General features: G+C 64.6%; 13 protein-coding genes and 1 pseudogene. 7 read left to right on the forward strand and 7 right to left on the reverse strand.

Annotated features, from left to right (window positions below; genetic code table 11):
• Positions 1 to 41: 41 nt before the first annotated feature.
• From ACEN9T_RS23010 to ACEN9T_RS23020, 3 genes are all read left to right on the forward strand, one after another.
• Positions 42 to 668: a 50S ribosomal protein L25/general stress protein Ctc gene (locus ACEN9T_RS23010; RefSeq protein WP_004633417.1), complete on the forward strand. Its 627-nt coding sequence runs from the start codon at positions 42 to 44 to the stop codon at positions 666 to 668.
• 169 nt (positions 669 to 837) lie between these two features.
• On the forward strand, positions 838 to 1,440 hold the full coding sequence (gene pth, locus ACEN9T_RS23015) for an aminoacyl-tRNA hydrolase (protein WP_092973428.1): 603 nt from the start codon (positions 838 to 840) through the stop codon (positions 1,438 to 1,440).
• A gap of 24 nt (positions 1,441 to 1,464) precedes the next feature.
• Positions 1,465 to 2,112, forward strand: a complete 648-nt coding sequence (locus ACEN9T_RS23020) for a DUF4124 domain-containing protein (protein WP_413707159.1) — start codon at positions 1,465 to 1,467, stop codon at positions 2,110 to 2,112.
• 66 nt (positions 2,113 to 2,178) lie between these two features.
• On the opposite strand, the gene ACEN9T_RS23025 is transcribed toward ACEN9T_RS23020, so the two are convergent.
• From ACEN9T_RS23025 to ACEN9T_RS23045, 5 genes are all read right to left on the reverse strand, one after another.
• A complete protein-coding gene (locus tag ACEN9T_RS23025) occupies positions 2,179 to 2,442 on the reverse strand; it encodes a YfhL family 4Fe-4S dicluster ferredoxin (RefSeq protein ID WP_413707160.1) in 264 nt (87 codons plus the stop codon).
• A gap of 50 nt (positions 2,443 to 2,492) precedes the next feature.
• A complete protein-coding gene (gene coaD, locus ACEN9T_RS23030; protein ID WP_004633426.1) occupies positions 2,493 to 2,996 on the reverse strand; it encodes a pantetheine-phosphate adenylyltransferase in 504 nt (167 codons plus the stop codon).
• Positions 2,997 to 3,193: 197 nt separating this feature from the next.
• Entirely contained in the window at positions 3,194 to 3,844 is a 651-nt protein-coding gene (rsmD, locus tag ACEN9T_RS23035; RefSeq protein ID WP_092973432.1) for a 16S rRNA (guanine(966)-N(2))-methyltransferase RsmD, read from the reverse strand.
• 76 nt (positions 3,845 to 3,920) lie between these two features.
• Positions 3,921 to 5,273: a M16 family metallopeptidase gene (locus ACEN9T_RS23040; RefSeq protein ID WP_413707161.1), complete on the reverse strand. Its 1,353-nt coding sequence runs from the start codon at positions 5,271 to 5,273 to the stop codon at positions 3,921 to 3,923.
• Positions 5,273 to 6,769, reverse strand: a complete 1,497-nt coding sequence (locus ACEN9T_RS23045; RefSeq protein ID WP_175537158.1) for a M16 family metallopeptidase — start codon at positions 6,767 to 6,769, stop codon at positions 5,273 to 5,275. The genes ACEN9T_RS23040 and ACEN9T_RS23045 overlap by 1 nt, the downstream gene beginning before the upstream one ends.
• Before the next feature lie 60 nt (positions 6,770 to 6,829).
• On the opposite strand from ACEN9T_RS23045, the pseudogene ftsY reads away from it, so the two are divergent.
• Positions 6,830 to 8,013: pseudogene (gene ftsY, locus ACEN9T_RS23050) on the forward strand (signal recognition particle-docking protein FtsY).
• An 80-nt stretch (positions 8,014 to 8,093) separates the two neighbouring features.
• On the opposite strand, the gene maiA reads toward ftsY, so the two are convergent.
• Together maiA and ACEN9T_RS23060 are read right to left on the reverse strand one after the other, a co-directional pair.
• Positions 8,094 to 8,744: a maleylacetoacetate isomerase gene (maiA, locus tag ACEN9T_RS23055; RefSeq protein WP_413707162.1), complete on the reverse strand. Its 651-nt coding sequence runs from the start codon at positions 8,742 to 8,744 to the stop codon at positions 8,094 to 8,096.
• A gap of 26 nt (positions 8,745 to 8,770) precedes the next feature.
• Positions 8,771 to 9,472 (reverse strand): fumarylacetoacetate hydrolase family protein, encoded by a 702-nt coding sequence (locus ACEN9T_RS23060; RefSeq protein WP_413707163.1) that lies wholly within the window; start codon positions 9,470 to 9,472, stop codon positions 8,771 to 8,773.
• Between the two features lie 148 nt (positions 9,473 to 9,620).
• Here ACEN9T_RS23060 and ACEN9T_RS23065 point away from each other — a divergent pair, with 148 nt between their 5' ends.
• From ACEN9T_RS23065 to ntrB, 3 genes are all read left to right on the forward strand, one after another.
• A complete protein-coding gene (locus tag ACEN9T_RS23065) occupies positions 9,621 to 10,259 on the forward strand; it encodes an ANTAR domain-containing response regulator (protein ID WP_092973443.1) in 639 nt (212 codons plus the stop codon).
• A 530-nt stretch (positions 10,260 to 10,789) separates the two neighbouring features.
• On the forward strand, positions 10,790 to 12,070 hold the full coding sequence (locus ACEN9T_RS23070) for a CmpA/NrtA family ABC transporter substrate-binding protein (RefSeq protein ID WP_092973445.1): 1,281 nt from the start codon (positions 10,790 to 10,792) through the stop codon (positions 12,068 to 12,070).
• A gap of 53 nt (positions 12,071 to 12,123) precedes the next feature.
• Entirely contained in the window at positions 12,124 to 12,975 is an 852-nt protein-coding gene (gene ntrB / locus ACEN9T_RS23075; RefSeq protein WP_092973447.1) for a nitrate ABC transporter permease, read from the forward strand.
• The last annotated feature ends 1 nt before the right edge of the window (position 12,976 follow it).

Here is a 12,976-nt window from a genome sequence, read left to right on the forward strand (position 1 = left end):
GACGGCTTGGTCGCGAGTCGTCTTTTTCGTTTGGAGCAATCATGAAAGTTGTCGCTTTCGAGCGTAGCGTTCAGGGCACTGGTGCGAGCCGCCGCCTGCGCAATTCCGGCAAAACCCCGGCCATCATTTACGGCGCTGGCGCCGAGCCGAAGCTGATCGAACTCGATCACAACGCGCTGTACCACGCGCTGAAGAAGGAAGCCTTCCACTCGTCGATCCTCGACATCGAAGTGGCTGGCAAGGTGGAAAAGGCGCTGCTGCGTGACTTCCAACTGCACCCGTTCAAGCAACTGGTTCTGCACGTCGACTTCCAGCGCGTGTCGGCCAAGGAAAAGATCCACGTCAAGGTGCCGCTGCACTTCCTGAACCAGGAAACCGCACCCGGCGTGAAGCTGGGCCACGGTATCGTGAACCACATCCTGAACGACGTTGAAGTATCGTGCCTGCCGGCCGACCTGCCGGAGTTCATCGAAGTGGATCTGGGTACGCTGGAAATCGGCCAGACCCTGCACATCGCTGACCTGAAGCTGCCGAAGGGCGTGACCATCCTCACCCACGGTGGCGATGAGAACCCTGCTGTTGCCAACATCAGCGTGCCGGCTGGCGAGAAGTCCGCTGCCGCCGAAGAAGGCGCTGCTGCTGCAGGCGAAGACAAGCCGGCAGCCTAAGTTGCCGCACCTCGCACTTCGGTGCGAGCGAAAAAAGCCCGCCGAGCCTGTCTCGCCGGGCTTTTTTTCTGCCTGAGCGGCGCGCGCCGCACAGCCTCCAGGCTGCGGAAAGCAGCTATGCTTGTACGATCAAGGGGCGCTTCCTGCACCTCAACCTGATACGAATCGCATGATCAAACTCATCGTCGGCCTCGGCAATCCGGGCGCCGAATATGCGGCGACACGACACAACGCCGGCTTCTGGCTGGTCGACCAACTCGCGCGCATCGGCAACGTGACGCTGCGCAGCGAGACGCGCTTTCACGGCTATGCAGCCCGCGCCAACCTTTGGGGCAACGAGGTGTGGCTGCTGCAGCCGCAAACCTTCATGAACCGCTCCGGCCTGGCCACCGTAGCGCTGGCCCGCTTCTACAAAGTAATGCCCGATGAAATCCTAGTCGTGCATGACGAACTGGATTTGCCACCCGGCGCTGTCAAGCTCAAGCTCGGTGGCGGTTCCGGCGGGCATAACGGCCTGAAGGACATTGCCGCACACCTGACCACGCAACAGTTCTGGCGGCTGCGGCTGGGCATCGGCCACCCGCGCAACCTGTTGCCTCCGGGCTCGTCACCATCCGGCCAGCATGACGTTGCCAACTTCGTGCTCAAAGCGCCTCGCAAGGAAGAGCAGGACCTAATCGACCGCGCCATCGATCAGAGCCTGGATGCGCTACCCGAACTGATTGCCGGCAACGCCGAGAAAGCCATGATGCGCCTGCACACCGCACGCTGATCCGCCAACACCGAGGACACCGCCATGACACGGTTCGCCATACTGACCTCACGCGCCGCCGTGCTGGCGGGTCTGGCGCTCGGCCTGGCGGCCAGCCTGCCGGCGCAAGCGCAGGTGTATCGCTGCAGCGAGAACGGCCAGACGATCTATTCCGACCATCCCTGCGGTACGCGCGCGCAGCCCGTGCCCATGATCGACAACACGCCCAGCGCCGCCGATCAAAAGGCTGCCCGCGAACGCGCCAGCGCCGAAGCCGCCGAAGTGCAGCAGATGGAAACCGCGCGCCGCAAAGCGCAGGCGGCGGAAGACACTCGCCAAGCCCAGATGGCGGCGCAGGCGGCAGAACAGGCACGCCGCGAGCAACGGCAGAAAGTGGTGGTTGCGCAGGAAGGCGTGCGCTACTGCCATCGCGTCTACGTGGGGCCGTTGCCGTATCCGGCGCCTTACCCGCAACCCTATCCGACGCCGATGCCGGTAATTCGCCAACCTCCCACACCGCCCGCTGGCGCGCTGCGCCAACCTAGCAATGGCCCGAAGCCGTTCGCACAAGCGCCGGTGGCGCCCGCACCCGTCGTGCCGCGCCCGCCACGTCCGCATTACCCGCACTACCGCATCGTCTGCGAGCCGGGCTATGCGTACGAAGGGCCGGAAGACCTCCTGCCAATCCAGTAAACGGGCTGCCAACGAAACGGTAGGCACCAATGCAAAGAGACGGCCAAAGCCGTCTCTTTTTTTTCCTCACGCCGCCCGTGGTGGTGCTGAGGTGAGCTGGGTGTACTTCTGCATCAACTGCTCGTGCGTTTCCTCATGGGCCGGGTCCTCGGGGATGCAATCCACCGGACAGACCTGCTGGCACTGAGGTTCGTCAAAGTGGCCGACGCATTCGGTACATTTGCCCGGGTCAATCACGTAGATCTCCGGGCCCATCGAAATCGCGCCGTTGGGGCACTCAGGCTCGCATACGTCGCAATTGATGCACTCATCGGTGATTATGAGCGCCATGATGCCTTCCTTGAAATGGCCAGCGAGCCCGCGCTCGCCAAAACGTCATTTTATTCCGATTTCCCCGACCCTTCCGTCTTGCCGGTCTTTTCCTTGAGCCACTTTTCGACCGAGGGGAACACGAATTTGCTCACATCGCCGCCAAGCACGGCGATTTCGCGCACGAACGTGCCCGAGATGAACTGGTATTGATCCGACGGCGTGAGGAACATGGTTTCTACGTCCGGCAGCAGGTAGCGGTTCATGCCGGCCATCTGGAATTCGTACTCGAAGTCCGACACGGCACGCAGGCCCCGCACGATGACGCGCGCGCCGTTCTTGCGCACGAAATCCTTCAAAAGACCAGAAAAGCCTTCGACCCGCACGTTCGGGTAATGGCCGAGCACTTCACGGGCGATCTCGATGCGCTCTTCCAGCGCAAAGAATGGCCGCTTGTTCGGACTCTGCGCCACCCCGACGATCAGCTCGTCGAAGATATTGGACGCCCGCCGCACGAGGTCTTCGTGGCCGCGCGTGAACGGATCGAAAGTGCCGGGATAAACCGCGATCACCATGGTTCCTCCACCAAGGGGAAAAGAGCATCCGCAAGCGTCGGCGTGGGACATGGCCGCGCCGGTACTGCATTCGGACACCGTTGCGTTATCGAGCACGGCAGGTCCCGAGCCTGCCGCCTGTGCCACCGATGCGGGCCGAGCGCACCCGCGTTGCAGGTGCCGCTCGATGCTCATGCATCGGTTGCGAGCGGCGTAGTTTAACCGTTTTTGCGGAGCAGCAAATGCGCATGCACCGCACCGGCGCGCAGGTGTTTGTGAAGCACCATATCGGCAGGCAGCGCGATGCCGGCGGCCGGCTGATCGCCATGTGAATCAGTACTCACATCCACTAACGGCTGCGACGCTTCAACGTAGATCACGCCTCCTGGCTTGACCACCCGGGTTGCGGCTTCCAGTGCGCGCACCGTCCAGTCCTGTGCAAACGGCGGATCGATGAAAACCGCATCGAGCGCGGCATCGGGCTGGCGAGCGAGCCAGGCGAAGGCATCGCCGGAGACGATGTCGACCATGCGTGCGCCGAGCTTGTCGCGAATCGCATGCAACGCGCGCACGGCCGGGGCATGGTTTTCGATGAGCGTCACGTGCGCGGCGCCGCGCGAAGCCGCCTCAAAGCCGAGCGCGCCGGTGCCGGCAAAGATGTCGGCGCAGCGCCAGCCCGTCAGATCCTGACCGAGCCAGTTGAAGACGGTTTCGCGGACGCGGTCGCTGGTCGGGCGCAAGCCGTCGGCGTCGACCACCGGGAGCGGCGTGCGCTTGTATTGCCCGCCGATGATGCGCACCTGCTGCGGTGCGCGCGCATGCGACGTGGTGGTCTTGGCCTTGGGGCCTTTGGAAGTACGAGGTGCCATGGGCGCGATTGTAGTGCCAGCGCAAACAAAAACCGGCGGGAGATGCCGCCGGTTTTTCGGATTCAGCCACCGTGCGTCAGTTCGCAGCGACGTTCCCCGGACCGCCCACCACGATCGTCGCCATGGTCTGCGGTTGCAGCGCGCGCTGGAATGCCGCACGCACCTGGTCACGCGTGACAGCCGCGATGCGCTGCGTCCACGTGTCCAGGTAGTCGAGCGGCAGGTTGTACCAGCCGATGTTGGCCACGTTGTCCAGCAGCTTGCGGTTGCTGTCCAGGCGTAGCGGGAAACCGTTGACGAGGTTGTCCTTGGCGGCCTTCAGTTCCGCGTCGGTCGGGCCGTCAGCGACGAACTTGGCAATGGTGTCACGCACGACGCCCAACGCTTCTTCGGTCTGGTCCTTGCGCGTCTGCAGCGCCAGCTCGAACGGACCGGGCTGCGCGGCCGGCGCAAAGTAGCTGCCGATGCTGTACGTCAGACCGCGCTTCTCGCGGACTTCGTTAGTCAGGCGCGCACTGAAACCGCCACCACCGAGCACGTAATTACCGACCAGCAGCGGAAAATAATCCTTGTCGCCGCGCGCAATGCCCGGTTGCCCGAGGATGATCGTCGCCTGCTGCGCCGGGTGCGGTATGCGGATCGTCTCCGCCTTCGCCAGCGGCATCTTCACGTCGGGCAGCGCCGGCGGCGTGGCACCGTCAGCGGGCAGGCCACGCGTGATCTGCTCGGCGATGGCCTCGGCTTCCTTGCGGCTGATCGCGCCGATCAGCGTTACCACTGCGCGCTTGGCCGTGTAGTTGGCCTGGTAGTAGCGCACGATGTCGTCACGCGTGATGCTCTCCACCGTTTCCGGCGAAGCGGTCTGCCCGTATGGATGCGTGCCGTAGATGGCCTTGCCGAACGCGCGCTCGGCCAGCACAGACGGCTTGGTCAGCGATTCGCGGATGGCCGCGACCAGCCGCTGCTTGTCCCGCGCGAGCACGGTGTCGGGGAAGGTCGGCGCTGAGATGATCTGCGTCATCAGCGCGATGGCCGGGCCGCGCTCAACGGGGTCGGACAGCGTGCGCAGGCGCAGGCTCGTGCGATCACCACCGGCGCCACCGCCAAAGCTCGCGCCCACATCGGCGAACGCATCTGCAATCGCCGCTTCATCGCGGGCGGGCGCGTTGCCCTGCGCCGCGACGCCCTTGTCGAGCATGCCCGCTGTGAGCGAGGCCAGGCCCACCTTGGCTGCCGGCTCATAGCGCGAGCCCGCATCCACGTCGAGATTGATGTCCAGCATCGGAATCGACGGGCTCGGCACGAAGAACACGCGCGCGCCGGTCGGGGCCGTCCAGTGTTCGATAGGCAGCGCGGCCAGAGCACTCTGCGCCGCCGCTGCAACAATGGCGACCAGCGCCATCTTCAGGGTCAGAGACATGGCGCGCATCAACGCAGCCCTCCTTCATCGCGCATGCCCGGAACAGGCTTGCGCGCCGGTTTGTTGGGATCGATCGGTTGCGGCAGCAGCGTGGCGACGACGAGGTTGTCTTCGCTGAAGTACGTCTGCGCCACGTGCTGGATCTGCGCCGACGTCACGGCCTTGATCTTCTCAAGCTGGCGATCGATGGACCGCCACGACAGGCCGCTCATCTCGTTCATGCCGATCTCCATGCCTTGGCCGAACACCGAGTCGCGCTTGTAGATCTGCGCGGCCACAACCTGTGCCTTCACGCGCTTCAGTTCGGCATCGGTCACGCCTTCCTTGGCGATGCGCTCGATCTGCGCGCGCAGCGCCTGTTCGATCTCGGCGGTGGTATGGCCGTCGGCAGGCGTGCCGTCCATCAGGAAGATCGACGGGCCGCGGTTCAGGCCGTCGTAGCCGGCGTTGACGTCGTCGGCGATACGCTTTTCACCCTTGACGAGCTGGCTCGACAGGCGCGCATTGTCATAGCCATCGAGCACGGCCGACAGGACTTCCAGCGCATACGGATCGACGTCCTTTTCCACATCGTTCAGGCGCGGCACCTTGTACGCCAGCACAACGTATGGGTTCTCGGCCGGCGCCTTCACCCAGATGCGCTTCACGCCGATCTGCTTGGGCTCCTCCTGCGCATAGCGGCGCGGCAGCGCATGCGGCTTGAGCTTGCCGTAGGTGCGCTGTGCGAGGCGGAAGACTTCATCGGGGTTCACATCGCCCGCGACGATCACGGTGACGTTGTTGGGCGTGTACCAGGCGTGGTACCAGTTCTGCGCGTCCTGCACCGTCATCGTGTCGAGGTCGCCCGGCCAGCCGATGGTCGGGTTCCGGTACGGCGCGGCGTTGAACAGCGTGGCGAGCATCTGCTCGTAGACGGTGGAACGGGCGGAGTCGTCGATGCGCATGCGGCGCTCCTCCTTCACCACGTTCATCTCCGGCTTGAACTCCTTGTCGGTCAGCTGGAGATTGGCCATGCGATCGGCTTCAAGCCCCATCACATCGGCCAAGTGCGATTTCTCGATCTGCTGGAAGTACATCGTGAAATCGCGCGTGGTCATGGCGTTTTCACGGCCGCCCAGCGCTGCCACGCGGCGGGAGAACTCGCCGGGGCCAACAGCTTTCGTGCCCTTGAACATCATGTGTTCAAGCATGTGGGCGACACCCGTGGTGCCGTTGTGCTCGTCGATGCTGCCGGCGTGATACCAGACCATGTGCGCCACGGTGGGAGCACGGTGGTCTTCCTTGACGATCAGTTGCAGCCCGTTGGGCAGCTTGTATTCGTGCGTGTCGGACTGGCTGGCGCCCACTTTGGCGCCGCTGGCGGTAGCCACCGGCCGCCCGGGCGCAGCAGCAAGTTCCTGCGCGCCAACATGGCCGGCCAGCAGGCCTGCCGCCAGGGCCGCCGCAGCCAATTGCCAGACTCGCGACCGAGCCCGGTTTGAAACGATTCGCATGGAAGAGCGCATAAGGGCTGTCTGATAAAATTCGACGCTTGATTCTAACGGCGAAATAGACTGCCTTTTACGATGTTTAGTTTCTGGAAGAAGCGCAAGGCAGAGCCCCAACCGGCCGCCGAACCCACGCCCGCAGCGGCGCCTGAAGCCGCGCAGGCACCTGCCCTGGCTGCGATCCCTACCCCCGCGCCCGTACCCGCCCCGGTTGCGGCCCCCAGCCCGTCGCTGCACCTGCTCCCGTACCTGTTGCCCTCCCGGCTCACATTGCCGTGCCGGACGCGCCTGCCGTGCAGCCTGCACTCGACGTGCAAGCCGACGATGTCGAGACCGTGCCCACGCCCGCCGTGATCGAACAGGCCCGCAAGGGCTGGATGTCGCGCCTGCGCTCCGGCCTGTCGAAGACGAGCAAGGGCCTGACCACGCTGTTCGTTGGCGTGAAGGTCGACGAAGCGCTGTTCGAAGAACTGGAGACCGCGCTGCTGATGGCCGACGCCGGGGTCGACGCCACCGAATACCTGCTGGGAGAACTGCGCCGCCGCATCAAGGCTCAGCGCATCGAAACTGCCGAAGGCGTGAAGACCGCCCTGCGCGACTTGCTGGTCGAGCTGCTGCACCCCTTGGAAAAGACCATGGTGCTCGGCCGCGAACAGCCGATGGTGATCATGATCGCGGGCGTGAACGGCGCCGGTAAGACCACCAGCATCGGCAAGCTGTGCAAGCACTTCCAGACCTACGGTCAATCGGTGCTGCTGGCAGCGGGCGACACCTTCCGCGCCGCCGCACGCGAGCAACTCGTGATCTGGGGTCAGCGCAACAACGTCACGGTCGTGGCGCAGGAATCGGGCGACCCGGCTGCGGTGATCTTCGATGCAGTGAACGCAGCGCGCGCACGCGGCATCGACATCGTCATGGCGGACACCGCCGGCCGCCTGCCGACGCAGCTGCACCTGATGGAAGAACTCAAGAAAGTGCGCCGCGTAACCGCCAAGGCGATGGCCACGGCGCCGCATGAAACGCTGCTGGTGATCGACGGCAACACGGGGCAGAACGCCCTCGCACAAGTCAAAGCCTTTGACGAAGCACTAGGCCTCACGGGCCTGATCGTCACCAAGCTGGATGGCACTGCCAAGGGCGGCATCCTGGCCGCCATCGCGCGGCAGCGGCCGGTGCCGGTGTACTTCATCGGCGTGGGTGAGCAGGTGGAAGACCTGCAGCCATTCTCTGCGCGGGAATTTGCGGATGCGTTGTTGGGTTGACCACCCTCGCGCGCAACGCTTCAACGTAGAAACGCCCTGACTCGGTCAGGGCGTTTTGTTTTGCGCAGTGACGCTGCAGATTACGCGGAAGCCGCATCCGGCTGCGCCCCAGGCGCAGCCCTCTGAAACGCCTCCTGCGCCATGCAGTGCTCAAAGATGCGCGCCAGCGTCGGGTAATCCTCCACCGCCACATCAAACCGCTTGCCGTTGAATACCTGTGGCACGAGGCACACGTCGGCCAGCGTCGGCGTGTCGCCAACACAGTAGGCGCCCGTCAGCGGCGACTGTGACAGCCGCGCCTCAAGCGCCGCAAACCCCAGCTTCACCCAGTGGCGATACCAGTCGTTGCGCGCTTCTTCTTCCACGTTGAACGTGTTCTTCAGATACTTCAGCACGCGCGGATTGTTCAGCGGATGGATCTCGCAGGCGATGGCCAGCGCAATCGCACGGATGTGGGCGCGGTTGCTCGGCGAGCCCGGCAGCAGCGTGGGCTCGGGATGCGTCTCTTCCAGGTATTCGACGATCGCCAACGACTGGTTCAGCACGTCGTTGCCGTCGCACAGCACAGGCACCAACGCATCAGGGTTCAGTTTGACGAAGTCCGGCGCGAGTTGCTCGCCCTTGAGCAGGTGCACCGGGGCGTAGTCGTACGGCAGGCCCTTGATCTCCAGGGCAATGCGCACACGGAACGACGCCGAGCTGCGGAAATAGTTGTACAGCTTGATCGACATGGCTTCTGACTCTTCTATCGGGTCTATCAGATGACCTTCACGTGCAGCTCGCCCACGCCCTCGATCTTGCCAACCATCAAGTCGCCGACGACGACCGGGCCGACGCCTTCGGGCGTGCCGGTGTAGATCAGATCGCCGGGGCGCAGTTCGAACAGACGCGACAGATACGCAATGGTTTCCGGCACCGACCAGATCAGGTCCGACAGATCACCGCGCTGGTGTTCGCGGCCATTGACCGACAGCGTGACGGCGCCCTTGTCTGCGCGGGCGACATCCTTGGCCGGCACGATCGGGCCGATGGGCGCCGAGCCGTCGAAGGCCTTGCCGGTCTCCCACGGGCGGCCGCCCTTCTTGGCGGCGTTCTGCAGGTCGCGGCGCGTCATGTCCAGGCCGATGGCGTAACCGTAGATGTGGTTGGCCGCGGTTTCCACGGAGATGTCGCGGCCGCCCGTGCCGATGGCGACCACGAGTTCGATCTCGTAGTGGCAATCCTTGGTTTCGGTCGGGTAGACGAACTGGCCGGTCTCACCGTCGGGGATGTAGCGCACGGCGTCGGCCGGCTTGCAGAAGAAGAACGGCGGTTCGCGGTCGGGGTCGGAGCCCATCTCGCGGGCGTGGGCGGCGTAGTTGCGGCCGACGCAATACACGCGGCGCACCGGAAACTGGCCATGCCCGCCACGGACGGGAATGCCATTGACGGCGGGCGGGGTGACGACGAACTCGGTCATGCGGGTCTCCTGAGGCTAAGCTGGATTGGAACAGGTGGGGACACTGCGGCCACCGCCCCCCGGCGACCGACGAGTTTGCGAGAATACACCCGCACCGGCCCGGCGCGGTTCTTGCATGAGTGGCGTGCACTCTGCCCCACTTTGCACCATGCAAACGAAACCACCCGCCCCATCTGCCCCGCCCGCCGCCCCGCACCCGGCTGCGCCGATGCGCGTGCTGCTGGTGCGCGATCCGCTCGATGCTGAACAGATCAACCTCGAGCTGATCCGCGCCGGACTGGCCGAGGCGGGCTTTGTGGATGTGGGCCTGGCGGATGCCGACCTGACGCTGCCAGAGCGCATTGCCGAGACACAGCCCGACATGGTCATCGTCGCGTCCGAATCGGCCGCGCGGGACACCATCGAGCACGTCTGCGTGGCCACGCAGCACGCCCCCCGCCCGATCGTGCTGTTTACCGACAACGACGACGCCACGCGCATCAAGACGGCGTTTGCCGCCGGCATTACGGCCTACATCGTCGACGGCATCAAGCCCACGCGCGTCAAGGCCGTGCTGGATGTTGCCTACGCTCGCTTCGAGCATGAGAGTGCACTGCGCGCCGAGCTGGACACCGCCAAGACGCAGCTGGCCGAACGCAAAGTGCTGGAACGCGCCAAGGGCCTCCTGATGAAGCAGATGAGCCTGTCGGAAGACGACGCCTTCAAACGCCTGCGCAAGATGGCGATGGACCGCAACATCAAGCTGGTGGAAGCTGCCCAACGCGTGATCGATGTGATGGCCAGTTGAGCGGTCGGGCCGCCGCCCAGTTTTGGTGCGCCGCACAACTCCGGCGCTGGAAACGCACCAGTCGCGCGCGGCGTTCCGAACCTCACACGCCGAGTTCCGAACCCCAACCGTCAAGCTAAAAGCCTCACGCGTCGAGCTCAGAACCCCAATCGTCGAGCTAAAAGGCTCATGCGCCGAGTTCCGAACCTCAACCGCCGAGCTAAAAGCCTCACGCGCGGAGCTCCGAACCCCAATCGTCGAGCTAAAAGGCTCACGCGCGGAGTTCTGAGCTCCAATTGCCGAGCAAAAAGCCTCGCACGCGGAGCTCTGAGCTCGGGGCGCCGAGCAAAAAGCTCGGCCCGTGGAGCTCCGAACGCGAAACGCCGAGCCCCATCCCTCAACGTTGGCATACCCCTTGCAAGTGTCGCTGCGAAGCCGGTGCCAACGTGGGTATCGGCACGGGACAACGGCGTCCCGATGCACGGCAGCGCGACCCTCTTTGCGGATGGGCGGCGGCCGTGCGTCGGGACGCTTTTTCTTTGGAGCCATGGATGGCCGCGCCAGACAAGACCGACGCTCTCGTCAACCCGATCAACCCCAAGCGCCGCAGCATCATGAAAGCCGCGGCGACGATTGCAGGAGGCAGTGCCGTGGCATTGATCGATCCGCTGGTGCGTGCCGGGGCCTGGGCCGCCGGCTCCGATGCGCCCGAGAAGACGGAGCTGAAGGTCGGCTTCATCCCGCTCACGGACTGCGCCTCGGTGGTCATGGCGTCCACGCTGGGCATCGACAAGAAGTACGGCATCAAGATCACGCCGTCGAAAGAAGCCTCGTGGGCGGGCGTGCGCGACAAGCTGGTGTCGGGCGACCTGGATGCGGCGCACGTGCTGTACGGCCTGATCTACGGCGTGCAGCTCGGCATTGGCGGGCCCAAGAAGGACATGGCCGTGCTGATGACGCTCAACAACAACGGCCAGGCGATCACGCTGTCGTCCAAGCTCAAGGAAGCAGGTGTCAAGGATGGCGCGTCGTTGAAAGCCGTCATGGCGAAGGACAAGCGCGAATATGTGTTCGCGCAGACCTTCCCGACCGGCACGCATGCGATGTGGCTGTACTACTGGCTGGCCGCGCACGGCATCCACCCGCTGCAGGATGCCAAGGCGATCACCGTGCCGCCGCCGCAGATGGTGGCCAACATGCGCGTGGGCAACATGGATGGCTTCTGCGTGGGCGAGCCGTGGGGCGCCCGCGCGATTGCCGACAACATCGGCTTTACCGCCGAGACAACACAGGCCATCTGGAAAGACCACCCCGAAAAGGTGCTCGGCACCACGGCGGAGTTCGTGCAGAAGTATCCGAACACGGCGCGTGCGCTCACCGCCGCGGTGCTGGAGGCAAGCAAGTTCATCGATGCGTCGGCCTCGAACCGCCGCAAGACGGCCGAGACCATCGCCGCCAAGTCCTACGTCAACACCGACATGGACATCATTCTCGACCGCATGCTGGGGCGCTACTCGAACGGCCTGGGCAAGACCTGGGACGACCCGGACCCGATGCGCTTCTATCACGATGGCGCGGTCAACTTCCCGTACCTGTCGGACGGCATGTGGTTCCTCACGCAGCACAAGCGCTGGGGGTTGCTGAAGGCGCATCCGGATTACCTGGCCGTCGCCAAGCAGGTCAACCGCATCGACATCTTCAAGCAGGCGGCAACCGCCACCGGCACGCCGCTGCCCAAGAGCGACATGCGCACGGCCAAGTTGATCGACGGCGTGGTGTGGGATGCGAAGAACCCCGCCGCGTATGCGGACGGCTTCAAGCTGAAAGCCTGACGCCGTTGCCCACCTGAATTCTGATTGCGGTCCTCACGTCGATGGAGCCCGACATGAACACGCTCGTCAAAACGTTGTCCGGCGTGCAGTCCGACGCCGCCCCTGAACGCCGCCGGTTCGTTGCGCGCGACTGGTTTGTCGCTGCCGTGGTGCGCGGCTTTCCGCCGGTGCTGGGCTTGGTGCTTTTTGTGCTGGCGTGGCAGGGCATTGCCACGGCCATCCCCGCATTGCCGACACCGGCGGTGACGTGGAAAGCGGCCGTTGCGCTCTTCGCCGATCCGTTCTATCGCAATGGGCCGAATGACCAGGGCGTAGGCTGGAATGTGCTCGCATCGCTGGCGCGCGTGGGTGCGGGCTTTGGCATGGCGGCGGTCATCGGCATTCCGGCGGGTTTCCTGATCGGGCGCTTTGCGTTTCTCAACGCGATGGCCTCGCCCATCATCAGCCTGCTGCGGCCGGTGTCGCCGCTGGCGTGGCTGCCGATTGGGCTGCTGCTGTTCAAGTCCGCCAACCCGGCGGCCATCTGGGCGATCTTCATCTGCTCGATCTGGCCGATGGTGATCAACACTGCCGTGGGCGTGACGCGCGTGCCGCAGGACTACCTGAACGTGGCGCGCGTGCTGAACCTGTCCGAATGGAAGGTGTTCACGCGCGTGCTGTTTCCGGCGGTGCTGCCGTACATGCTGACGGGCGTGCGGTTGTCCATCGGCACGGCGTGGCTGGTGATCGTAGCGGCGGAGATGCTGACCGGCGGTGTCGGCATCGGCTTCTGGCTGTGGGACGAGTGGAACAACCTGAAGGTCGAACACATCGTCATCGCCATCTTCGTGATTGGGGTGGTGGGCTTGCTGCTCGAGCACGCGCTGCTGGCGATTGCGCGGCGCTTCTCGTACGACGCGGTTTGAG

Source organism: Ralstonia sp. Ralssp110 (assembly GCF_047325135.1).
GTDB lineage: Bacteria > Pseudomonadota > Gammaproteobacteria > Burkholderiales > Burkholderiaceae > Ralstonia > Ralstonia mojiangensis.